At 65.9% G+C, this 23,690-nt stretch carries 17 protein-coding genes; 10 read left to right on the top strand and 7 right to left on the bottom strand.

The window, feature by feature from the left end; translation table 11 throughout:
• The first annotated feature begins 201 nt into the window (after positions 1 to 201).
• Positions 202 to 984, top strand: a complete 783-nt coding sequence (gene hisN / locus HZZ16_RS34380) for a histidinol-phosphatase (RefSeq protein WP_197954948.1) — start codon at positions 202 to 204, stop codon at positions 982 to 984.
• 67 nt (positions 985 to 1,051) lie between these two features.
• Here the strand turns inward: hisN and HZZ16_RS34375 are convergent, their stop codons facing one another.
• Complete coding sequence (locus HZZ16_RS34375; protein WP_197954946.1) at positions 1,052 to 1,942, bottom strand: LysR family transcriptional regulator; 891 nt, start codon at positions 1,940 to 1,942, stop codon at positions 1,052 to 1,054.
• Between the two features lie 170 nt (positions 1,943 to 2,112).
• On the opposite strand from HZZ16_RS34375, the gene HZZ16_RS34370 reads away from it, so the two are divergent.
• Positions 2,113 to 2,865 (top strand): sulfite exporter TauE/SafE family protein, encoded by a 753-nt coding sequence (locus tag HZZ16_RS34370; protein WP_197954944.1) that lies wholly within the window; start codon positions 2,113 to 2,115, stop codon positions 2,863 to 2,865.
• Between the two features lie 5 nt (positions 2,866 to 2,870).
• Here HZZ16_RS34370 and HZZ16_RS34365 read toward each other — a convergent pair whose 3' ends face one another.
• Entirely contained in the window at positions 2,871 to 3,503 is a 633-nt protein-coding gene (locus tag HZZ16_RS34365; RefSeq protein WP_197954943.1) for a LysE family translocator, read from the bottom strand.
• A 236-nt stretch (positions 3,504 to 3,739) separates the two neighbouring features.
• Here HZZ16_RS34365 and HZZ16_RS34360 point away from each other — a divergent pair, with 236 nt between their 5' ends.
• Complete coding sequence (locus HZZ16_RS34360) at positions 3,740 to 5,536, top strand: adenylate/guanylate cyclase domain-containing protein (RefSeq protein ID WP_197954941.1); 1,797 nt, start codon at positions 3,740 to 3,742, stop codon at positions 5,534 to 5,536.
• A gap of 184 nt (positions 5,537 to 5,720) precedes the next feature.
• The gene (locus tag HZZ16_RS34355) at positions 5,721 to 8,495 is read left to right on the top strand and encodes a di-heme-cytochrome C peroxidase (protein ID WP_197954939.1); all 2,775 of its coding nucleotides are present in this window, start codon (positions 5,721 to 5,723) and stop codon (positions 8,493 to 8,495) included.
• A gap of 165 nt (positions 8,496 to 8,660) precedes the next feature.
• On the opposite strand, the gene HZZ16_RS34350 is transcribed toward HZZ16_RS34355, so the two are convergent.
• Positions 8,661 to 9,608 (bottom strand): alpha/beta fold hydrolase, encoded by a 948-nt coding sequence (locus tag HZZ16_RS34350; RefSeq protein ID WP_197954937.1) that lies wholly within the window; start codon positions 9,606 to 9,608, stop codon positions 8,661 to 8,663.
• 216 nt (positions 9,609 to 9,824) lie between these two features.
• Here HZZ16_RS34350 and HZZ16_RS34345 point away from each other — a divergent pair, with 216 nt between their 5' ends.
• Positions 9,825 to 10,289 carry an Hsp20 family protein gene (locus HZZ16_RS34345; RefSeq protein WP_025032242.1) on the top strand — a complete coding sequence of 155 codons (465 nt, stop codon included), beginning with the start codon at positions 9,825 to 9,827 and terminating at the stop codon, positions 10,287 to 10,289.
• A 160-nt stretch (positions 10,290 to 10,449) separates the two neighbouring features.
• Positions 10,450 to 11,220, top strand: coding sequence for an alpha/beta fold hydrolase (locus tag HZZ16_RS34340; protein WP_197954936.1), 771 nt, complete (start codon positions 10,450 to 10,452; stop codon positions 11,218 to 11,220).
• 243 nt (positions 11,221 to 11,463) lie between these two features.
• Here the strand turns inward: HZZ16_RS34340 and HZZ16_RS34335 are convergent, their stop codons facing one another.
• Positions 11,464 to 12,204, bottom strand: coding sequence for a hypothetical protein (locus tag HZZ16_RS34335; protein ID WP_197954934.1), 741 nt, complete (start codon positions 12,202 to 12,204; stop codon positions 11,464 to 11,466).
• Positions 12,205 to 12,695: 491 nt separating this feature from the next.
• Between HZZ16_RS34335 and gltB the strand changes: the two genes are divergently transcribed.
• Together gltB and HZZ16_RS34325 are read left to right on the top strand one after the other, a co-directional pair.
• Positions 12,696 to 17,441 carry a glutamate synthase large subunit gene (gltB, locus tag HZZ16_RS34330; RefSeq protein ID WP_197954932.1) on the top strand — a complete coding sequence of 1,582 codons (4,746 nt, stop codon included), beginning with the start codon at positions 12,696 to 12,698 and terminating at the stop codon, positions 17,439 to 17,441.
• Positions 17,442 to 17,585: 144 nt separating this feature from the next.
• Positions 17,586 to 19,037, top strand: a complete 1,452-nt coding sequence (locus HZZ16_RS34325; RefSeq protein ID WP_197954930.1) for a glutamate synthase subunit beta — start codon at positions 17,586 to 17,588, stop codon at positions 19,035 to 19,037.
• 167 nt (positions 19,038 to 19,204) lie between these two features.
• On the opposite strand, the gene HZZ16_RS34320 is transcribed toward HZZ16_RS34325, so the two are convergent.
• The gene (locus HZZ16_RS34320) at positions 19,205 to 20,944 is read right to left on the bottom strand and encodes an outer membrane beta-barrel protein (protein ID WP_197954928.1); all 1,740 of its coding nucleotides are present in this window, start codon (positions 20,942 to 20,944) and stop codon (positions 19,205 to 19,207) included.
• A 192-nt stretch (positions 20,945 to 21,136) separates the two neighbouring features.
• On the opposite strand from HZZ16_RS34320, the gene HZZ16_RS34315 reads away from it, so the two are divergent.
• The gene (locus HZZ16_RS34315; protein WP_197954926.1) at positions 21,137 to 22,144 is read left to right on the top strand and encodes a KpsF/GutQ family sugar-phosphate isomerase; all 1,008 of its coding nucleotides are present in this window, start codon (positions 21,137 to 21,139) and stop codon (positions 22,142 to 22,144) included.
• Between the two features lie 110 nt (positions 22,145 to 22,254).
• Here the strand turns inward: HZZ16_RS34315 and HZZ16_RS34310 are convergent, their stop codons facing one another.
• Positions 22,255 to 22,812 (bottom strand): carboxymuconolactone decarboxylase family protein, encoded by a 558-nt coding sequence (locus HZZ16_RS34310; RefSeq protein ID WP_197954924.1) that lies wholly within the window; start codon positions 22,810 to 22,812, stop codon positions 22,255 to 22,257.
• Between the two features lie 71 nt (positions 22,813 to 22,883).
• Between HZZ16_RS34310 and HZZ16_RS34305 the strand changes: the two genes are divergently transcribed.
• The gene (locus tag HZZ16_RS34305; protein ID WP_197954923.1) at positions 22,884 to 23,210 is read left to right on the top strand and encodes a winged helix-turn-helix transcriptional regulator; all 327 of its coding nucleotides are present in this window, start codon (positions 22,884 to 22,886) and stop codon (positions 23,208 to 23,210) included.
• A 189-nt stretch (positions 23,211 to 23,399) separates the two neighbouring features.
• Here the strand turns inward: HZZ16_RS34305 and HZZ16_RS34300 are convergent.
• On the bottom strand, positions 23,400 to 23,690 hold a 291-nt coding region (locus tag HZZ16_RS34300), incomplete at its 5' end, for an ISAs1 family transposase (protein WP_197954922.1).

Here is a 23,690-nt window from a genome sequence, read left to right as displayed (position 1 = left end):
CATTTGCATACGAACAAGGCAAGCTCGGAACTAAGATTTCAACTCGATGATCGATATTTGGCCAGCAGATGACTGGAATGGGGCAGCCCCACCCCGGTATCCAAAATACCAGGGAGCAACATCAAGACAGCGCTGCACGCGGCTGGCGAATTGAGCTAGGCAGGAGGCAAGCTTTCCAACTTCGCGTCGAGGATTTCGCCTGTGACGGTGATCGACTTCTCCGCCTTCATCGGTCGGCTCGCCACCGCCTCCGGCGAAACCATCCTGCCATTCTTCCGAACCTCTCTGTCGATCGACGACAAGAGCAAGACCAAGGATTTCGACCCCGTGACGGAGGCCGACCGCGCCGCCGAGGCGGTGATGCGGCGGCTGATCAAGGCCAATTTCCCCCAGCACGGCATCGTCGGCGAGGAATTCGGCAACGAGCGCGAGGACGCCGATTACGTCTGGGTCCTCGACCCCATCGACGGCACCAAATCCTTCATCGGCGGCTTTCCGATCTGGGGCACGCTGATCGCGCTCTTGCACAAGGGCGCGCCGGTGTTCGGCATGATGCACCAGCCCTTCATCGGCGAGCGCTTTTCCGGCGACAACGGTTCTGCCAATTATAAAGGGCCGTCGGGCGAGCGCCGGCTTCAGGTCCGCCGCTGCGCTTCGCTGTCGGAGGCCACCACCTACACCACCAGCCCCCTGCTGATGAACGAGAGCGACCGCGCCATCTTCGGCCGCATCGAGCGGGGCGCGCGGCTGTCGCGCTATGGCGGCGACTGCTACTCCTATTGCATGCTTGCCGCGGGCCACGTCGATCTCGTGGTCGAGACCGAGCTGAAGCCGTACGACATCGCGGCACTGATCCCGATCGTGACCGGCGCCGGCGGCGTCGTCACCACCTGGGAAGGCAAGCCGGCCCAGCGCGGCGGCCGCATCATCGCCGCTGGCGACGCGCGGGTGCACGAGGAAGCGTTGAAGCTTCTGAACAAATAACGACTCTCAAGCCTCCGACGAAGCCGATCAAACGCGAGAGGGAGCGCGCCGCCAGCGTGCAACCAGCTCACACCGCCTCGGCCCTGAGATGCTCCACCAGCATCTTGGCCGGCCTTGGCAGCGCCTTGAAGCTGCGCGCGCAGATCACGAGGCGGCGGTTGGCCCAGGCGTCGCGCAGGCGCACCATCGCGAGCGGCATGGTCTTGGCGCAGCGGCGGGCGGCGGCTTCGGGCACGAGGGCGACGCCGACATCGGCGGCCACCATCTGGCAGATCGCGTCGAAATCGCGCAGGCGCGCGCGGACATGCTGGCGGATGCCGAGCCGCGCCGCGTGCCTGGAAATATGCATCTGGAGCGCGGTGGCGCTGGTCAGCCCGACGAAGTCGCAAGCGCCCGCCTCCTGAAAGTCGATCTGGCGGCGACCGGCGAACGGGCCGCGTTTCGACGTCACCAGCGTCAAGCGATCCTCGCTGAAGGGAAAGCGCTCGATATGCTCGGGCAGCGCGTGCTCGGCGGCGAAGCCGAGATCGGCGGCGCCTGCGGTGATCGCCGCCGCGATATCGGTGCTCTCGCGCTCCTCGATGTCGACCGCAACGTCGCGATGCTGGCGCAGGAAGCCGGCGAGCGCCTTCGGCAGATGCTCCGACAGGCCCGACGTGTTGGCGAGGAAATGCACGCTGGCGCGCACGCCGCTGGCAAAACCGGCGAGATCGCCGCGCATGGCGTCGATCTGATGGATCACCAGCCTGGCATGATCGAGTAGGCTCTCGCCGGCCGCAGTCAACTCGACGCCGCGGCGCCCCCGCTTGAGCAGCGCGACGCCAAGCGCGTCCTCGAGCCCCTTGATACGCGCGCTGGCCGAGGCCAGCGCCAGGTGCGAGCGCTCCGCACCGCGGGTGATGCTGCGCTGGTCGGCCACCGCGATGAAGAGCTGGAGATCGACGAGGTCGAAGCGCATGCGATGCCTCTTCTTGATTGTTGGAGTATGATCTTGTCGGAAAACCGCCTCGCACTTTGCGCTGACGCGGCCCTGCGGGTCCGGATCATGCTCCAGCCTTCGTTGATGGCGAAGGCTCTCTCCGTAACCTCCAGATTGTGCGCCCGCGCGGCTTCGGTCAATGTGCAGACATGATCGACCCGCTGCTCATCCTCATCGCCGCCGTGTTCCTGCTCGCCGGATTCGTCAAGGGCGTGGTGGGGCTCGGCCTGCCGACCGTGTCCATGGGCTTGCTGGCGGTCAGCATGGCGCCGAGCCACGCCATCGCCATTGTCATCGTTCCCGCCATCGTCACCAACATCTGGCAGACCTTCGTCGGCCCGCATTTGCGCGATATCCTGCGGCGGCTGTGGCCGCTGATGATCGGCACCGTGGCCGGCTGCTGGCTCAACGCCGGCGCGCTGACCGGCCCGCATGCGCGCTACGGCACGATCGTGCTCGGCGCCCTGCTCGTCGCCTACGCCGCAATCGGCCTGACCAAGTTCCACTTCCGCGTCGCGCCCGAGAACGAGAAATGGATCGGCGGCGTGGTCGGCGTCATCACCGGCGTGATCTCCGCCTCGACCGGCGTGCAGGTGATCCCGTCGATGCCGTTCATGCAGGCGATCGGCATGGAGAAGGACGAGCTGGTGCAGGCGCTGGGCGTGTTCTTCACCACCGCGACGCTGGCGCTCGCCTTCAACCTGACCGCGGTCGGATTGCTGACGCCGGCCAATGCCGTGCCGGGGGCGATCGGCCTCGCCATGGCCTTTGCCGGCATGTTCATCGGGCAATCGGTGCGGGCGCGGATGCCGGCCGAAGCGTTTCGCCGCTGGTTCCTGATCGCGATGATCCTGCTCGGCCTCTATCTCGCCGGCAGCGCGCTGGCGAAGGAGTTTGCCTGAAGGAGTTACCGGCTCTCCAGCATGGCGACGCGAATGCCGAGATAGATGAAAAGGCCGCCGAGCGCGCGGTTGACCCAGGCAACCGCCCCTTCGGACTGACGCAGCCGGTGCGCGGCCTTGGCGGCGAACGCGGCGAGCACCAGGCACCACAGCGTCCCCGTAAAGATGAAGATCAGGCCGAGCGTCAGGAAGGCGAGCGGCTTGTGCGGCGCATCGGCTGCGACGAATTGCGGCAGGAAGGCCAGGAAGAACAGCGCGACCTTGGGATTGAGTGCGTTGGTGAAGACGCCCTGGAGGAAGACCCGCGAGAGCGAGCTCCGCGCCGGCGCGTTGATGCTTGAAGCCAGCACCGGGCGCGACCACAGCATCTGGAGGCCGGTCGCGACCAGATAGGCAGCGCCGACCAGCTTCAGGATCGAGAAGGCCGTCGACGAGGCCATCAGCAGAGCCGAAAGCCCGATCGCCGCCCCCGCGACATGGACGAAGCAGCCGCAACTGATGCCCAGTGCGGCAGCGGCGCCGCCCCGCCAGCCCATCTGCATGCTGCGGCCGATCACATAGACCGAATCCGGCCCCGGCGTGATGTTGAGCAGCACGCCCGACAGGATGAAAAGCCCGATCTCGTGAATGCCCAGCATGTAAGCTGCCTCCCGCCTCCTCGTCCGGGTGGTCCCGGTTTCGCTTAATCGGTTCGCCCGTCCCCGTCCACCGCCGGGATTGCTTAGGATTTACCTCGAATTTGCAATGCGGATCATGCTTCCGCTTGGCCTCATCTGCTTTATAAAGGCAGGGTTCTTGTAATGCAGGATTAGGCGACCGCCACGCCGTGGCCGGTCCCAGATTCGTTACCACGTCCCTTTGGAGCTTCGCGGATATGGAAAGACGTCTGGCCGCCATCGTCTGCGCCGATGTCGCCGGCTATTCGCGCATGATGGGCAGCGACGAGGCCGGTACCCATGCCGCCTTCAAGGCCCATCGCAGCGCGATCCATCCCATCATCCTCAATCACGGCGGCCGCGTCGTGAAGAACACCGGTGACGGCTTCCTGCTCGAGTTCGCCTCGATCGTCGGCGCTACCGAGGCAGCGATCGCGATGCAGACGCTGATGGCCGAACGCAACCGCCACCTGCCGGCCGACCGTGCCATGCAGTTCCGGCTCGGCATCCACATGGGCGACGTCATCGCCGACGAGGACGAGGTCTTCGGCGACGACGTCAACATCGCCGTCCGCCTGGAATCGGTGGCGAGCCCCGGCGGCTTCGCGATCTCGGCCAAGGCCTATCGGGAGGCGAGCAAGCATCTCTCGGTGCGGCTGACCGACGCCGGCGACCATCGCTTCAAGAACATCAAGGATGCGATCGGGGTCTGGACCTGGACGCCCGAAGGCGCGCCGGCGCTTGCTCCCGAGCTCCGGGAGGCCTCGGCGCTGTCGCAGCAGTACCGCACCGCGATCGTCGGCGTGCTGCCCTTCGCCAATCTCAGCGACGCCCAGGACGAATATTTCTCCGACGGCCTCACCGAGGACCTGATCCATGCGCTGTCGCTGCAATCCTTCTATCGGGTGCTGAGCCGCAACTCGACCTTCGCCTTCAAGGGCAAGAACGTCGGCACCCGGCTGATCGCGCGCGAGATCGACGCCACCTATCTGATCCAGGGCTCGGTGCGGCGCGCCGGTGCCAAGATCCGCGTCACCGCCGAATTGATCGCGCCGGAGACCGGCGAGCAGCTCTGGACCGGCCGCTACGACCGCGATATTGGCGACTTGTTCGCGATGCAGGACGAGATCACGACCAACCTGTCCGCCGCCATCGCCACCGAGATCGTCCGTGCCGAGGCCTCGGCACCGGCGCGGCTCTCGACCGACGTCACCGCCTGGGACCGCTTCCTCAAGGGGCTGTCGCATTACTACCGGCAGACCAAGGAGGATCTGGCCGCCGCCGTCGAGCTGTTCCGCGAGGCCATCCGGCTCGATCCCAAGCTGTCGATCGCACATGCCTATCTCGCCACGATTCAGATCCAGAGCATTCAGTTCGGCTGGGTCAAGGGCACGCGCGAGATGTGGGCCGAGGCGATGAGCCTCGCCGAAACCAGCGTCCGGCTCGATCCGCGCTCCTCCTTCGCGTTCTCGATCCTGACCTGGGCGCACGCGTTGGAGGGTCATCACGAGGCGGCAATGGACGCCGCCAAGCGCGCGGTCGCGCTCAACCCTTACGACAATGGCGCGCGCGGCGTGCTCGGCATCTGCCATTTCATGATCGGCGAGCACCGCGAGGCGATCGAGCTGTTCTCGATGGCCGCGCAACGCGACAACAGCGACCCGCGCTACCAATGGTCGGCGCTGAACGCGTTCAGTCACTATCTTCTGCGCCAATATGACGCGACGCTGTCATGGGCCCGCGAGCAGCTCTACATCAACCCGAATCACATGCAGGCGCTGGCGATCCGCGCCGCGGCGCTGGCGCAACTGGGGCGAAGCGACGAGGCCAGCGAGGCCGTCGGCGTGCTGATGGCGAATTATCCAACCCTGAACGTCGACAGGCATTTGCGCAACTTCCACTGGAAGCGGCCCGAGGACATCGCCCATTACCGCGAGGGACTGCTGAAGGCCGGCGTGCCCCTCGGCAAGCTGACCCTGGTGCAGAGCGAGGTTAGACGCGCCGCCGAGTCCTGAACTGCCGGCCACGGCTCGGTTGCGGCCCTTTGGCGACTCACGCCTGCTCTTGTTGACTCGACAGTGAAATGGGCCACACTTCGTGACACGCTGAAGTAGTATATCGTGCTGTCTGTTTGTTAGGACTTTCCGCGCTCTAACAGCGCGCCTGCATTTCACGATTCGCTGTTTCAGGATTTGGGCCATGCATCACCCCGCTTCGAAGCCGCCCCACGATCCCTCGATCCCGGTCTCGCCGAGCAATCCCTGCCCGTTCCTGCGCGGCCTCGTCGGCGAAGGCTTCGTCGAGGGCGGGACCGTCCCACTCAACACGCTGTCACAGACGATCGCGAATGCGACCGGCGAGACGGGGCTGAAGAAGGTCTGGGCCCGCATCCTGGTCCGCGGCGTTGCGATGATCGCCAACGGCATCAGGCACATCCTGAAAAGCATCTGGTCGGGCGCGCAGCTCGACGCGCTGCGCGGGGGACCGCTGGACAAGCGCGGCGCCGGCTCGCGCATCCTCGGCGTCGACGGCAAGGTCGACGACGACGAGATCGCTCGCTTGGCGAGCTTCGGCCGGACCTACACCGACCCGAACACCGGCAGCAGCGAGCCCGGCCTCAACGCCGCGGAAATCAAGACCTTCATGCGCGACAACCTCGAGCGCGCCGGCAGCGCCGCTCGCTGGTACTACCCGCTGCTGATGAAGTTCGAATGGCCCGTCCTTTTGAAGATCATCGGCAAGGGCAAGCAGGGCGAAGAGCGCTATCTCAGCGTGGCCGACGTGCGCACGCTGTTCGAACAGCGCCAATTCCCCGACCGCATCAACCAGCGGATCGTGTCGCAGCCGCTGCTGTCGTCCTGCCAGCTCCGCTTTCGCTGGACGGTCGCGCTCACGGCGTTCGTCATCGGCCTTGGCCTCGTCGCCTTGGTGGCCGTTGCCGAATTCCCCAACCAGGTTCGCGCCATGCTGCCGCAGAAGGGCGTGCTCGTGAATCTCCTGCCGCCGCCCCTGCCGGTGGTCCCCGAAACCAAGGCGGCTTACTGGCTTGAGCAAAACTGGTCGCTCAAGGACCGGCACTGGTTCCACCACGCCAGTCAGGGCACCGCGACCTTCCCCGTGCCCTATGAGTGGTTCGTGGCACTGGAGCAGCCGCAGCTTCACCTGTTGTCGAAGCCCGGCATGATCAAGGACAGCGCCTATCTCGAGCGCTTCGGCTTCATCCCAAGCCCGCAGACGATCCAGGCCGATGCGGCGACGCTGCGCCGCTTCGGCTATGCCAATGTCTACGAGACGACGCAGGCGTCGGATTGGTCGACGCGATGGACGCCGGCGGAGAACGTCGACGGCCTGCCGGTCGGCTTCGCGCGCATGACAGGCGTCGTCGATCCCGCGACCGGTCGGCGCGAAGAGGACAGGATCGGGCTGACCTGCGCCGCCTGTCATACCGGCCAGATCCATTATCAGGGCATCGACGTCCGCTTCGACGGCGGCCCGGCGATGACCGACCTGAAGAAGCTCGAGCTCGCAACCGGTCTGTCGATCGCCTACACGCTGTACGTCCCGTTCCGTTTTCAGCGTTTTGCCGATCGCATGCTCGGCCCCGACGCCAGCAAGTCAGACCGCGCCGCTCTCAAGCAAAGGCTCAGCGCGATCGGCAGCTTCCTGATCGACTGGGCCAAGAACTACGAGAAGACGATCGAGGCCAAGCAGACCTGGGACGGTAAGCAGCAGCAGGACACCGAGGAAGGGTTCGGCCGCCTCGATGCCCTCAACCGCATCGGCAACCAGGTGTTTTCGCAGGACCTCGCGCTGAGCGGCGTCAAGGGATTCGAGAAGAACCTGCACGCCCAGGACGCCCCCGTCAGCTACCCCGCGATCTGGACGGTGCCTTGGTTCAAGTTCGCCCAGTACGACGCCTCGATCGAGCAGCCGCTGATCCGCAACGCCGGCGAAGCCCTCGGCGTGACGGCGCTGCTCAACCTGTCCGACGCCTATCCGCAGGACAGGCTGTGGCGCTCCTCGGTGAACATCAGGACGCTCGGCTGGATCGAGGACATGCTGAGAGGCCCCGATCCATTCAAGGCGGCTGATGCCGGCACGGGTCCGAAGTTCGGCGGCCTGCTCGCACCGAAATGGCCCTCGCACATCCTCGGCGACGCCTGGAAGCTGAAGCCCGATCGGGTCGAGCGCGGCCGCGCCATCTACGCGGAGATGTGCTCCGGATGCCATCTGCCCGATATCAACACCCCCGCCTTCTGGTCGTCGAAGCGCTGGGAGGCGAGCGGCGACAGCAAGGTGCTGAATGCGGTGACGATCCCACTCGACGAGATCAAGACCGATCCCGAACAGTCCCTCGTTCTCAGCAAGCGGACCGTCGACGTGCCCGGCTTCCTGAGGGTCAACACAGCCGACCTGCAAAAATGGTGGCAGTGCGAGATCCCGACTGCGAGCGCTTCGCCCAACGAGATGGTCTATGCGCTCGGCCTCATGACGGTGGTCGATCTCGTCGCCCGCAAATGGATGGATGACGAGGAGATCCCGGAGGCCGAACGGGCGCAGATGTGGAATCTCGCGCGCAGGAACTGTCTCAATTCGGCGCCCGATCCGCGCTATCGCGCGCGGCCCTTGAACGGCATCTGGGCCACTGCGCCTTACCTGCACAATGGCTCGGTGCCTTCGCTGTACTGGCTGCTGAAGCCGCAGAACGAGCGCCCGCAAAAATTCTGCATGGGCCGCCGCGACTATGACCCCGAAACCGTCGGTTTCGCAGTCGCCCCTAACGAGCGCTGCAAGACCGGTGAAACGGAGTTCTCCGCGACCGGCTCCGACGGCAAGCCGATCCAGGGCAACAGCGTGCTCGGCCATTCCTTCGAGCGCAAGGACGGCGAGCCGAAGCGCCCCGGCGTCATCGGCCGCATGTTCAAGGACGACGCCGAGCGCTACGACCTGATCGAATATCTGAAGACGCTTTAACGCGACGTACTTCGTCATTGCGAGCCAACGGGTCCGCGCGAAGCGCGGCCCGATGACAGGCTCAGCGAAGCATCCAGACTGTCTCCGCGGAAACAGCCTGGATTGCTTCGTCGCAAGAGCTCCTCGCAATGACGGAGAACGAGGACTCTCCCCTCGTCGCCTCCCTCACTTGAACAGCGGGGTGCCCGGCACGAAGGCGTCGAAGGCGGCCCAGAACTGGGCGCGGTAGCGGTCCTGCTCCTGGAGAATCTCGTGCTTGGCGCCGGCGATCACGAGATGGGAGCCGGCGCGCAAGTGATAGGCGAATTCCTCGATCGCGGCGGTCGAGACCACGGTATCGTTGGAGGCAGCCAGCATCAGGATCGGCTGGCGGATCTGGGAGGGGTAGTTCACGCGCTTGAAGGTGTGCATCGCGCGGAAGGCGGTATCGGCCCAGGCGATGGTGGGCGAGGCCAGGCCGAGCGTCGGGTCTTCCTCCAGGATCGCGGCATTGCGCGCATAGCGGACGGGATCGCTGGTCAGCGGATTGTTGATGAAGGGTTCGAGCCCGGTGAGGCGGTCGCTGCCGCCGGGAACGTAGCGGCCGCCCTGCCCGAGCAGGCGCATCGTCTTGAGCAGCGCACGCACCGGCAGCGAGGTGGTGCGCCCGGGCAGGTCGATCATCGGGGCTGACAGCACCATGCGGTCGAACCAGCGCTTGCCGGCATGCGCCACCCGCAGCAGCACCGTGCCGCCCATGGAGTGGGCCAGCGCGAAGAAGGGCGGCGGGCAATCCGGCAGCACCACCTGCTGCACGAAGGTCTCGACGTCGATCTCGAAATCGGCGAAGTCGCGCACATAGCCCTTGCGCGGATCGCGCAGACGGCGTGACGAATGGCCCTGCCCGCGCCAGTCGATCATCGCCACCGCAAAGCCGCGGTCGCGCAGATCGCGCACGGTCTCGAAATACTTCTCGATCTGCTCGCTGCGCCCGGTGAAGACGCAGACTGTGCCCTTGCGGTTGGCCGGCGGCGCCCAGCGCGCAAAGCGCAGCTCGACGCCATCAGGGGTCTTGATGGTGCCGCTGACGACGTTTTCGGGGACGGGATTGGCGGGAATCGAGACCAGCGTCATTTGGGCGTGCTTGGGCGGGAAGTGCTGCAAATCAAGGGCCAAAGCGCCGAAAAGGCGCCTGTCCCGCCCTCTTGAACGCCGTCTCGTTCCACCCATATCACCTTCGTGCAGGCCGCTACCAGTGTTTCGGAACCGGAACATCAGGCTGCACACAGACAAAGCCCGGCCCGATTGGCGGGCGGGTTACCAAACAGTCGCTCAATGGAGGACTTGACCATGCGTACCTACGATCTCACTCCGTTCTATCGTTCCACCGTCGGCTTCGACCGTCTCTTCAACCTGCTCGACCAGGCCAGCTCCGACGGCAGCCCCGGTTATCCCCCCTACAACATCGAGCGCACCGGCGAGAACGCCTACCGCATCACCGTCGCGGTCTCGGGCTTTGCCAAGGACGAGCTCTCCATCGTCGCCAAGGAAAACACGCTGACGATCAAGGGCGAGAAGGTCGCGAACGAGAACTCGAAATCCGAAGTGCTCTACCGCGGCATCGCCGCGCGTGCCTTCGAGCGCGCCTTCCAGCTTGCCGACTTCGTGCAGGTGAAGGACGCCTCGCTCGAGAACGGGCTGCTTCACGTCGACCTCGTCCGCGAGATTCCCGAGGCCAAGAAGCCGCGCCAGATCGCGATCAACGCCGGCGCGAAGGCGCAGGTGATCGAGAACTCCGCCGCGCAGGCCGCCTGAGCCAAGCGACCAAACCCAGCGACTTCCAGGTTGCGAAAACGCCCCGGTGCCCCGGGGCGTTTTTTTATTTTGCACTGCATCACAGAACGGTGAAGGCGTAACGCTGCGGCCCCGCGCGCCGTCCTTTGGGCATCGACCCCAAACAAGACGGAGAAAGATCATGTCACTCTGGCGCAGCCTTTTCGTCGCCGCGAGCCTGTTGGCGGCCCCCATCAACCTCGCTCATGCCCAGACACCGCAGACGGTGAAGGCGAAGAACGTCGTGCTGGTGCACGGCGCCTGGGCCGACGGATCGAGCTGGTCGGAGGTGATCCCGATCCTGCAGGCTGCAGGCCTGCATGTGACGGCCGTGCAGAATCCGCTGTCATCGCTCAGCGAGTCCGTCGAGGCGACGAAGCGGGCGCTGGCCGAGCAGGACGGGCCGACGGTGCTGGTCGCGCATTCCTGGGGCGGCACCGTGATCAGCCAGGTCGGCACCGACCCGAAGGTCACCGGCCTCGTCTACGTCGCCGCACGGGCGCCCGATGCGAACGAGGATTTCGTGGCGCTGTCGAAGCAGTTTCCGACCGGGCCCGCGCGTGCCGGCATCGTCGAGCGCGACGGCTACACCAAGCTCTCGGAAGACGCCTTCCTGAAGTACTTCGCCAACGGCGTGAAGCCGGAGCAGGCCAAGGAGCTCTACGCCGTGCAATGGCCGACCGCGGCCTCGATCTTCGCCGGCCGCACCACGGAGGCGGCGTGGCGCTCCAAGCCGAGCTGGTACGCAGTGTCGAAGAACGACTACACCATCAACCCCGATTTCGAGCGCTTCCTCGCCAAGCGCATGAACGCCACCACGATCGAGCTCGATGCCGGCCACCTTTCGCTGGTGTCGCATCCGAAGCAGGTGGCGAATTTGATCCTGGATGCGGCGGGGCATCCGCGGAGCTGAGGTGATTGCTGTGATTGCAAAAGGCGCCTGAGGTCTCAGGCGCCTTTTGTTTTGGCCAACTCTCTCCCGGATGTCGTCCCCGCGAAGGCGGGGACCCATACCGCGTGATCTATCGGTGGGGATGAGGTGCGAGTACCGGACTCCTAGTCATCGCCAAACCGCTCCCTGGGGTTATGGGTCCCCGCCTTCGCCGGGACGACAGCGAGGGTGTGATGGGCACTGTCGCTTCAAACTCGCATCGCCCTAATCCAGCCCCTGCGCGGCCGGCATGTCCTGCGTCGGCAGGATCGTCGGCAGGGGCTTGGCCTGACCAACCGTGGGTGCCGCGGCTTCGGCCGGCTTGGCTTGCACCACGGCGGCTTGCTGCGCGGGCTGGGCCTGCACCTGCTGCGCGGCAGGCTCCGCCGGCTTGGCAACGGCGACCGGCGTCTCGGCGCGCCGCGGGGCGGCCTTCGGCAGCGGCACGGCGCGGCTTGCCACATGCGGGATCGACGCCGGTGGGCGCGGCGGACCGCTGCGGATCACGGTCGGCGGCGGCAGCGCGGTTTGCGGACCATAAGGCGCGACGGCAGGTTCGTCATAGGCTGGCGCCATGCCATAGGCATCAGTGGCGGGCATGAAGCGGATGATCCGCCCGTCGCGGGCGTCGATCACCAGCCGGCCATCGTCGCCGCTTCTGTCGATCACCGCGATCGTGTAGACGCTGCCGCGCAGGCGCGGAATGCCGAGCGGCGAGAAGCCGTTTTCGCGCAGCACGGCGTAAACCTCGGTCGGCGGCAACAGGGCCAGCGCAGGGCCGCGCTCCTCGTAGTGGCCATAACCGTAACGCGGCGGAGCAGCCTGCGGCGGCGCGTAGGGCCCGTCGAAATCCGAGACCGCGATAACGGCTCCTCTCGCGATACCGCCGGCGGGAACCTGAGCATGCCCCGCACTGGCAGCCAGCACCAGCGCGGCGGCGGCCACACATCCTGTGAAAAACTTCATGATCCAGACGCTCCTGTCAGGCCCTCCGGTGGCCGCCCTCTTTCGCTTCTCGCGGCGTGGCGCGCCTTCCGAAGGGTTGATCCGAAGCTTCGTTGGGGATTTCGGCGCCGGCGGGGCCGGATCAGGGCGCGTTTGCCTCAAAACCGGCGCTGCGCAACTTTTGGAAAGCGATCGATTGACTTCTGCGGAATCGGGACTTCCGCGCGCTTGTGTGCTAGACAAAAATTTGGCAAGGTGATGGTTAGGACAGGAAGACTGTCTCAATTTTGCTTGCGGTTCCGGCATAGGGATTGCAGCGAGAACTGGTGCTCTCGAGCGCCGGCAAGGTACCAGGCAAAGCCGCTCTCGGGGACGAAGAGCGCCTAGGCCTGAATTTAAGAAAATGCGGCTCGCAGCGGACGAGCGGTGGCCCAGGAGCGGGTGCCGCGGGACGCCCAAGGTGCGCCGAAGATGGCGGTGAGGCAGCTTGCCGCATGGAGAGGACAGGAACAATGAACGGGTCGCAATTCGAGCGCGCAAACATCGTGGCAGAAGAGCTGTCGGCGACGGTCGCCTCGAAAACGACCGATCCGATCACCTCACCGATTCAAGAGCACAATTCGCGCCCCAAAGCCGAAGGCCTGTACGATCCGAATCTTGAGAAGGATTCTTGCGGCGTCGGCTTCATCGCCAACATCAAGGGCAAGAAGTCGCACGAGATCGTCTCGGACGCGCTGAGCATCCTCTGCAACCTCGAGCATCGCGGCGCCGTCGGCGCCGACCCGCGCGCCGGTGACGGCGCCGGCATTCTGGTGCAGATCCCGCACGCCTTCTTCAGCCGCAAGGCCGGGGAGCTCGGCTTCACGCTGCCTCAGCCCGGCGAATACGCCATCGGCGCGTTGTTCATGCCGCGCGACACCGCCTGGCGCAACGTCATCAAGAGCATCGTCGCCGACCAGATCAAGGAAGAGGGTCTGACCCTGCTCGGCTGGCGCGACGTGCCGACCGACAATTCCTCGCTGGGCGTCACCGTGAAGCCGACCGAGCCCGCCTGCATGCAGGTGTTCATCGGCCGCAACGGCACCGCCAAGACCGAGGACGAGTTCGAGCGCCGGCTCTACATCCTGCGCAAGTCGATCTCGCAGGCGATCTACCAGCGCCGCGACCGCGGCCTCGCCGGCTATTACCCGTGCTCGATGTCCTGCCGCACCGTGATCTACAAGGGCATGTTCCTCGCCGACCAGCTCGGCAAGTACTATCCCGATCTGCACGAGGCTGACTTCGAGAGCGCGCTCGCGCTCGTGCACCAGCGCTTCTCGACCAACACCTTCCCGGCCTGGTCGCTGGCGCATCCCTACCGCATGATCGCGCACAACGGCGAGATCAACACGCTGCGCGGCAACGTCAACTGGATGGCGGCGCGCCAAGCCTCGGTCAGCTCCGAGCTTTACGGCAAGGACATCAACCGGCTGTGGCCGATCTCCTATGAAGGCCAGTCGGACACCGCCTGCTTCGACAACGCGCTCGAATTCCTGGTGCAAGGCGGCTACTCGCTGCCGCACGCCGTGATGATGATGATTCCGGAGGCGTGGGCCGGCAATCCCTTGATGGATGAGAAGCGCCGCGCCTTCTACGAATATCATGCCGCGCTGATGGAGCCGTGGGACGGCCCCGCCGCGATCGCCTTCACCGACGGCCGCCAAATCGGCGCCACGCTCGACCGCAACGGCCTCCGGCCTGCGCGCTATCTCGTCACCAAGGACGATCGCATCGTCATGGCCTCCGAGATGGGCGTGCTGACGATCCCTGAGGACCAGATCATCACCAAGTGGCGGCTGCAGCCCGGCAAGATGCTGCTGGTCGACCTCGAGCAGGGCCGCCTGATCCCGGACGACGAGATCAAGGCTTCGCTCGCCGCCAGCCATCCCTACAAGGAGTGGCTGGAGCGGACCCAGATCGTGCTCGAAGACCTGCCGAAGGTGCCGACCACCGGCGTGCGCTCCAACCTGTCGCTGCTCGACCGCCAGCAGGCGTTCGGCTACAGCCAGGAAGACATCACCATCCTGATGACGCCGATGGCGGCCACGGGCGAGGAAGCCGCGGGCTCGATGGGCAACGACACGCCGATCTCGGCGCTGTCGGACAAGGCCAAGCCGCTGTTCACCTACTTCAAGCAGAACTTCGCGCAGGTCACCAACCCGCCGATCGACCCGATCCGCGAGGAGCTGGTGATGAGCCTCGTCTCGATCATCGGGCCGCGGCCGAACCTGTTCGACCTGCAGGGCATGGCCACGACCAAGCGCCTCGAAGTGCGCCAGCCGATCCTGACCGACGCGGACCTGGAAAAGATCCGCTCGATCTCGGACGTGGCCGACACGCATTTCAGGTCGCGCACGCTGGACACCACCTTCCACGCCGGCCTCGGCGCGGCCGGCATGGACCAGGTGCTGGACGAGCTCTGCGCGCGCGCCGAGAGCGCGGTGCGCGAGGGCGTCAACATCATCATCCTGTCCGACCGCATGGTCGGCACCGACCGCGTGCCGATCCCCTCGCTGCTGGCCTGCGCCGCCGTGCATCATCACCTGATCCGCACCGGCCTGCGCACCTCGGTCGGCCTCGTCGTTGAATCCGGCGAGCCGCGCGAAGTGCATCACTTCGCCTGCCTTGCCGGCTACGGCGCCGAAGCGATCAACCCCTACCTCGCGTTCGAAACCATCATCGCGATGAAGGACCGCCTGCCCGGCTCGCTCGACGACTATGAGATCGTCAAGCGCTACATCAAATCGATCGGCAAGGGGCTGCTCAAGGTGATGTCCAAGATGGGCATCTCGACCTACCAGTCCTATTGCGGCGCCCAGATCTTCGACGCGGTCGGCCTCAAGGCCGACTTCGTGTCGAAGTTCTTCGCCGGCACGCATACCCGCGTCGAAGGCGTCGGCCTCGCCGAGATCGCCGAGGAAGCCGTGCGCCGCCATGCCGACGCGTTCGGCGAGGCGCAGGTCTACAAGACCGCGCTCGACGTCGGCGGCGAATATGCCTATCGCAGCCGCGGCGAGGACCATGCCTGGACCGCGGAGTCGGTGTCGCTGCTGCAGCACGCCGCGCGCGGCAATTCGCAGGAGCGCTATCGCGCCTTCGCCAAGACGCTCAACGAGCAGTCGGAGCGCCTGTTGACGCTGCGCGGCCTGTTCCGGATCAAGAGCGCGGAGGAGGAGAAGCGCAAGCCTGTGCCGCTCGACCAGGTCGAGCCGGCCAAGGAGATCGTCAAGCGCTTCGCCACGGGCGCGATGAGCTTCGGCTCGATCTCGCGCGAGGCGCACACCACGCTCGCGATCGCCATGAACCGGATCGGCGGCAAGTCGAACACCGGCGAGGGCGGCGAGGAAGCCGATCGCTTCAAGCCGATGCCGAACGGCGATTCCATGCGTTCGGCGATCAAGCAGGTCGCCTCGGGCCGCTTCGGCGTCACCACGGAGTATCTCGTCAACTCCGACATGATGCAGATCAAGATGGCGCAGGGTGCCAAGCCCGGCGAAGGCGGTCAGCTGCCCGGCCACAAGGTCGACGCGACCATCGCACGAGTCCGGCACTCGACGCCGGGCGTCGGCCTGATCTCGCCGCCGCCACACCATGACATCTACTCGATCGAGGATCTGGCGCAGCTCATCTACGACCTCAAGAACGTCAACCCGACGGGCGACGTCTCGGTCAAGCTCGTCTCCGAGATCGGTGTCGGCACCGTGGCCGCGGGCGTTGCCAAGGCGCGCGCCGACCATGTCACCATCGCGGGCTTCGAGGGCGGCACGGGTGCGTCGCCCCTGACCTCGATCAAGCATGCGGGATCGCCCTGGGAGATCGGGCTTGCCGAGACCCACCAGACCCTGGTGCGCGAGCGGCTGCGCAGCCGCATCGTGGTCCAGGTCGACGGCGGCTTCCGCACCGGCCGTGACGTCGTGATCGGCGCGCTGCTCGGCGCCGACGAGTTCGGCTTCGCCACCGCGCCGCTGATCGCGGCCGGCTGCATCATGATGCGCAAGTGCCATCTCAACACCTGCCCGGTCGGCGTCGCGACCCAGGACCCCGTCCTGCGCAAGCGCTTCACCGGCCAGCCCGAGCACGTGATCAACTACTTCTTCTTCGTGGCGGAGGAAGTCCGCGAGATCATGGCTTCGCTCGGCTTCCGCACCTTCAACGAGATGGTCGGCCAGGTGCAGCTGCTCGATCAGACCAAGCTGGTCGCGCACTGGAAGGCCAAGGGGCTCGACTTCTCCAAGCTCTTCGTCAAGCAGAAAGAGGAGAAGGGCCAGAAGATCTATCACTCCGAGCGCCAGAACCATCATCTGGAGGCGGTGCTCGACCGCACGCTGATCGAGAAGGCGCAAGCAGCGCTCGACCGCGGCGCGCCGGTGAAGATCGAGGCCGCCATCAACAGCACCAACCGCTCGGCGGGCGCGATGCTGTCGGGCGCGGTCGCCAAGATCTACGGCCATGCCGGCCTGCCGCACGACACCATCCATGTCAGCCTCAAGGGCACCGCCGGTCAGGCCTTCGGTGCCTGGCTCGCCCACGGCGTAACCTTCGAGCTCGAAGGTGAAGCCAACGACTATGTCGGCAAGGGCCTCTCGGGCGGCAAGATCATCGTCAAGCCGCCGAGGAACTCGGCCATCGTGCCGGAAGAGAGCATCATCGTCGGCAATACCGTGATGTACGGCGCGATCGAGGGCGAGTGCTACTTCCGCGGCATCGCCGGTGAGCGTTTTGCCGTGCGCAACTCGGGCGCGGTCGCCGTGGTCGAGGGCGCCGGCGATCATTGCTGCGAATACATGACCGGCGGCATCGTGGTCGTGCTCGGCAAGACCGGGCGCAACTTCGCGGCCGGCATGTCCGGCGGCATCGCCTATGTGCTGGACGAGGCCGGCGACTTCGACAAGCTGTGCAACCTCAGCATGGTCGAGCTCGAGCCGGTGCTGTCGGAGGAGCTGATCAACGCCGGCACCTATCACCATGCCGGCGACCTCGAGGCGCACGGCCGGGTCGACGTGTTCAAGAACCTGCTCGCCTCCGACGTCGAGCGGCTACACGTCCTGATCTCGCGCCACGCCAAGGCGACCGGCTCCAAGCGCGCCGCCGACATCCTCGCCAATTGGAAGGACTGGCTGCCCAAATTCCGCAAGGTGATGCCGGTCGAGTACCGGCGCGCGCTGCGCGAACTGGCGGCCAATGCGGACGCCGAGCCGAAAATCGCGATCGGGGCGTAAGACTATCAGCGCCCGTCATTGCGAGCGTAGCGAAGCAATCCAGACCTTCTCCTTAGGCAGCAGACTGGATTGCTTCGTCGCTTCGCTCCTCGCAATGACGGTGAGGAAGCAACAAACGACCAAGCGGCAGGGACTTCGGGTTTAATGGGCAAGATCACGGGTTTTCTGGAAATCGAACGGCACGACCGCAAGTACACCCCGGTCGCCGAGCGACTTAAGCATTTTCACGAGTTTGTCGTTCCGCTCTCCGAAAAGGAGGTGCGCGACCAAGCCGCGCGCTGCATGAATTGCGGCATTCCCTATTGCCACGGCACCGGCTCGGTCGCGCCCGGCACGCCGGGCTGTCCGGTCAACAACCAGATCCCGGACTGGAACGACCTCGTCTATCAGGGCAATTGGGAAGAAGCCTCGCGCAACCTGCACTCGACCAACAATTTCCCGGAGTTCACGGGGCGCATTTGCCCGGCGCCGTGCGAAGCGTCCTGCACGCTCAACATCGACGACAACCCCGTCACCATCAAGACCATCGAATGCGCGATCGTCGACCGCGCCTGGGACAATGGCTGGCTCAAGCCTGAAGTCGCCGCGGAGAAGACCGGCAAGAAGGTCGCGGTGATCGGCTCGGGTCCGGCCGGCATGGCCTGCGCGCAGCAGCTGGCGCGCGCCGGCCACGACGTCCACGTCTACGAGAAGTATGCCAAGGCCGGCGGCCTGTTGCGCTACGGCATTCCCGACTTCAAGATGGAGAAGGGCGTCATCGACCGCCGCGTCAAGCAGATGGAAGCCGAAGGCGTCACCTTCCACTACAACAGCCATGTCGGGGCTGAGGGCAACGTCGATCCGCGCGAGCTGCTCAACGAATACGATGCGGTGGCGCTCACCGGCGGCGCGGAAGCGCCGCGCGACCTGCCGATCCCCGGCCGCGAGCTCGCCGGCATCCACTACGCCATGGACTTCCTGCCGCAGCAGAACCGCCGCGTCTCCGAGGAGCCGCTCGGCGGCGTCCAGGAGATCCTGGCCGGCGGCAAGCATGTCGTCGTCATCGGCGGCGGCGACACCGGAAGCGACTGCATCGGCACCTCGCTGCGCCAGGGCGCGCTGTCGGTGACCCAGCTCGAGATCATGCCCGCGCCGCCCGAGCGCGAGAACAAGGGCCTGACCTGGCCGAATTGGCCGCTGAAGATGCGGACCTCGTCGAGCCAAGCCGAAGGCGCGATCCGCGAATACGCCGTGCTGACCCAGAAGTTCTCCGGCGAGAACGGCCAGGTCAAGAAGCTGCACTGCGTCCGCGTCGACGACAAGTTCAAGCCGATTGCCGGCACCGAGTTCGAGCTCGAGGCCGAGCTCGTCCTGCTGGCAATGGGCTTCGTCCATCCCGTGCACGAGGGCCTCCTAAAGCTGCTCGCGGTCGAGCTCGACCCGCGCGGCAACGTCAAGGCCAACACACTGGACTACCAGACCTCGCGCCCGAACGTGTTCACCGCCGGCGACATGCGCCGCGGCCAATCGCTGGTGGTGTGGGCGATCCGCGAGGGCCGGCTGTGCGCGCGGTCGATCGACACGTTCCTGATGGGGAAGACGGATCTGCCGCGGTAGGTAAGCTGGTCATTCCGGGGCGCGCGGAGCGCGAGCCCGGAATCCATTCATCCACAAGCGCTGACGCTCTATGGATTCCGGGTTCGCGCCTATTGGCGCGCCCCGCAATGACGATCGAAGAGAGCCGGGTCTCGCGCTTCGTCTAATGAGGCGCGCTAACAACTGCCTCAATTCTGCAGCCTCACCCCCAGCAGCACCACCGTCCCCTGCGAGCTCGAGCCAGCCTGGTTCGAATCCAGGATGTCGTGGCGCAGCGTGCCTTTCACCCAGATGTTGCGGTTGAGCTTGTAGATCAGGCTGCTTTCGAGCGAGTAGGTCTTGTCGTTGCGGTTCTGGCCCTGATAGTCGAGCGTGCCGTAGGTGAACTTGCCGACCGCGGTGAGCCAGCGGCGGAAGTCGTGATCGACTTCGGCTGAGTAGGTGCGCACCAGGACGCCGGAGGAGCCGGCGACCGTGGTCTCCGAGATCTGCGTGTCGGTGAAGAACTTCACCGTGGTGAGGCCGCTGGCGCTCCAGATCAGGGAGCCGGTGGTGAGGAAGCCGGAAAGCTGGCTGAGGCGCGGGTCGGTATAGCTGCGCGCGGAATAGCCGACCGAGATCTCGCCGGTGAGAATGCGCGAGAACTCGAAGGACGAGCCGACCTTGGCATAGCCGCCGTTGGAATCGCGCAAGTAGCCGTTGCGGTCGGCGGCCTGGTCGTGGACGCGGGTGTCGCCCTGGACCTCGACGAAGGGTTTGAGGCCGGGCTTGAGGTCGTAGGAGAAGCGGCCGACGCCGCCATATTGGTTGAAGTTGCGGTCGTCGTTGCTGAAGGTCGAGCCGTCGGTGAGCTTCGAATCGGTGTAGGCGGTGCGGTCGATCGTGGCGCCGGCGGCGACCTGGAAGCGATTGAAGGTCTGGTCGAAGCCGAGCGTCGTGCCGTAGGCGGCGTAGACCGGATATCTCTGCAGCCCGGCCTGCACGTTGGGGCTGCCGGGATTGTCGGTGGCGAGCCGTAGGCGCAGCTGCGAGGTCAGCTTGAAATCGCGGGTGACGTCGAGCCGGCCATCGACATGGCCGTTGAAATCGGGACGGTTGGCCTCGACCGGCGACGGCGAGGCGAAGCCGTTGATCGTCGCCGGCATGTCGTTGGTGTAGCCCGAGAACGAGCCGCGTAAGTCGGCGACCAGCGCGTGGCGCTCCCAATCCGACACCACGAGCAGATCGGGCGCGATCACATAGGCGGGCGAGCCGACCGGCTTGTTGAGGCGCGTCGGATTGCTGTCGTAGCCGGCAGAGAGCTCGAGCCCGCCCTTGATCAGGAAGCTGCCGGCGTAATCGCCGACCGCGCCGAACGGATCGTCATCGGCCTTGAGGCGGCGGCGCAGCGGCTGGCCGGGCACGTTGCCCGCCATCGCTGCCGGCACCGGCGCCTTGTGCGCGGTCTCGGACGGCGGCGGCGCGATGCGCGGCGGACCCAGGGTCGCGGCCGGCGTTGCGGGCGGCGGCGAGCCGGGACCGGCCGGGCGCTTGGGCTTCGGCTGGCCCGGATGGAGCTTGGGCTGCTGGCGCTTGCGATTGAGCGAGTCGTAGCCGGAGCCGCTCGCGCCGGTGGCGGCAGGCAGGCCGTAGCTCGGGACCTGACCGACACGCGAGCTCGCCGGCGTCTGCTGGCGCTGGCGCGGGTCGGCGTTGGGATCGGGCAGTCTGGGCAAGGCGTCGGAGGGTGGCTGGGGCACGCCGGCGGTGCGGCGGGTCGGCAGCGTGTCGGGCGAGGCGAAGCCGCCGCGGTTAGGATTGAACAGGTCGGGCGTGAGGCTTTGGGCGGACGCCGGGCCGCTTGCGAGGGTGATCAGCGCGAGGCACGGCAAAGCGGCGCGCAGGACATGCGCGACAGTGCTCCGGCCCCTGCCTGGAGACGACCCCACGATTGAAATACCCCAACGGAATCAAACACTTTCTCGATCATCCCCGCCGGCTGGCGGGAACCATCGTTAATGGAGTTAAAACAATTATGGTTAATGACCCGTTGAGGGCGTTCGGGCGCGCGTCGCCTCGCTGATCGGGGCGTGCTAAGCAGGCGCCAATTGGGCGAACGCCCCTCCTCCCTGGACCCGACCATGCCGAGCTCGAAACCGCTGATGACCCAATCATCCGGCTCCATTCCGACAAGCGTCGAATCCGCGCTCCGCACCCTGGAGACGGAGAGCGGCGGCATCAACGCGCTCGCTGCCGCGCTGCGCGGCCCGTTGGGCGAGCCCTTCGCCAAGGCGGTCGAGCTGATCCGCAACGCCAAGGGCCGCGTCATCGTCACCGGGCTCGGCAAGTCGGGCCATATGGGCCGCAAGATCGCCGCCACGCTCGCCTCGACCGGCACGCCTTCCTTCTTCGTGCACGCCGCCGAAGCCGGTCATGGCGACCTCGGCATGATCACGCCCGACGACGTCATCATGGCGCTGTCCTGGTCCGGCGAGCAGCCGGAGATGAAGAACCTCGTGAACTATTCGGCGCGCTTTGCGATCCCCATGATCGCGGTGACCTCGAACGCGTTGTCCTCGCTCGGCCAGGCCGCCGATCTCGTGATCGAGCTGCCGAAGGCGCGCGAGGCCTGCCCGCACAATCTGGCGCCGACCACCTCGACGCTGATGCAGGCCGCGATCGGCGACGCGCTCGCGATCGCGCTGCTCGAAGGGCGCGGCTTCACGGCGCTGGAGTTCGCGCATTTCCACCCCGGCGGCAAGCTCGGCGCGATGCTGAAATTCGTCCGCGACTACATGCGCACCGGCGCGGAGATTCCGCTCAAGCCACTCGGCACCGAGATGTCGGAAGCCGTGGTCGAGATGTCGGCCAAGGGGCTCGGCTGCGTCTGTATCGTCAACGACGCCGGCGAGGCCGTCGGCATCATCACCGACGGCGATCTGCGCCGTCACATGCGGCCCGATCTGCTGACGGTGACCGTCGACGAGATCATGACGAAACAGCCCAAGACCGTGCCGCCTTCGATGCTCGCGACCGAGATGATCGAGGTGCTGAACACGCGCAAGATCACCACGCTGCTGGTGACCGAAGCGAACAAGGTGGTCGGGATCGTGCACCTGCACGATCTGCTCCGCGCGGGCGTGGCTTAAGGCGCGCGCTCTTCCCACTCGTCATTGCGAGCGAAGCGAAGCAATCCAGAATCTTTCCGCAGAGGGATTCTGGATTGCTTCGTCGCAAGGGCTCCTCGCAATGACGGCGGTTACAGCTCGGCCGGAAACCGCGCCGCGTTCTCCTCCAGCGGCAGTCGTAGCCCGTTCGCCAGATACGACACCGTGCGATAGAAGCCGCACAGCAGCATGATCTCGAGGATCTGCGCCTCGTCGTAGTGCGCGGAGAGCGCGGCGAATTCGTCGTCGCTCAACGTCGCGCGATGATGCAGCGCGTCGACAGCTGCGATCAGCGCTTGCTCGGCCGGCGACCAGCAGGCCGACGTCGCATCACCCAGCACGGTCGCACGCACCTCCTCTTCGGTGAGCTTCGCCGGCCCGGCAAAGATCGCGACATGCACACCCCATTCGTACTCGCATCTGTTCAGCGCACAGGTGCGGTCGATGACGATCTCGCGCTGGCGCAGCGAGAGCGGCCCCGGATCAAGCAGCCCGCCGGCGCGAAACCTGTCCCAGGCGCGGCCATGGCCCGCCATCACCCGGAACAGCATCAGCGGCGGCGCACCGCGCATGATGCGGTCGAACTGCGCCTGGATGTCCGGGGGATAAGGCGGGGTGAGCGGGGCGATGCGCGGCATGGCGTCGGACATGGGCCAATTCCATTGCTACATTTATCGTAGCATGATGCTACATTATCTGTAGCACGACGCAAGAGGCGACGATGACGAAACAGGCTGGCACGACAACACGCAGCGTCCGCGGCTCGCGCACCGGGCGGCCGATCATGGCTTTGCTCGACCTGCTCGGCCGGCGCTGGACCTTGCGGATCCTGTGGGAGTTACGCGATGAGCCCCTCACCTCGCGCGCCCTGCGCAGCGCCTGCGACGAGGCCTCACCGACGGTGCTGCAGGCCCGGCTGACCGAGCTGCGCGAGGCGGGCTTCGTGGAGCTGGGCGACGGTGGAGGTTACGGCCTGACGCCGCTGGGCCGGGAATTGTGCGAGACCTTCATGCCGCTGCACAGGTTTGCGGAGAGGTGGAAGAGGTGAGGCGCCTCTTACCCTCCCCTGGAGGGTCCGGGACGAGCGTAGCCCGCCCGTGGGTCGGCTCACATGTAGCGCAGCGAAATGTGAGACGGGGTGGGGTGACGGTGCCTCCACATCCAACAGTGCCCGAGTGGAGAGATCACCCCACCCCGCTCGCGCTTCGCGCGATCGACCCTCCCCCTCCAGGCAGGGCTATCGCATGTGGCCTAGGAGTTCGAAGAAGAAGGTATCGTTCCAGCCGGCGCGCTTGAGCTTGAGGCGCAAGGAGATTTTTGTATCGGGGTGAGCTCTGGCGACGTTGAGGGCGAGTCGTCTGAGCACGGCAAGGTTGGCCGGGCCGTTGTCCTTGCGATTGCGGGCCAGATCCTCGGCGAGGATGACATCGAGCGGCCAGTGCAGGCCGTTTTCGATGGTCCAATGGGTGCGTACAATGCGCAAAACCTGCGTTCGACTGTAGTTTTGGCTCATCAGGAAGTAGCGTTC

It is taken from the genome of Bradyrhizobium glycinis (genome assembly GCF_016031655.1).
GTDB classification, from domain to species: Bacteria; Pseudomonadota; Alphaproteobacteria; order Rhizobiales; family Xanthobacteraceae; genus Bradyrhizobium; species Bradyrhizobium glycinis.
The sequence above is the reverse complement of the archived record's forward strand: the minus strand, read 5'-3'. Positions and strand labels throughout refer to the sequence as shown.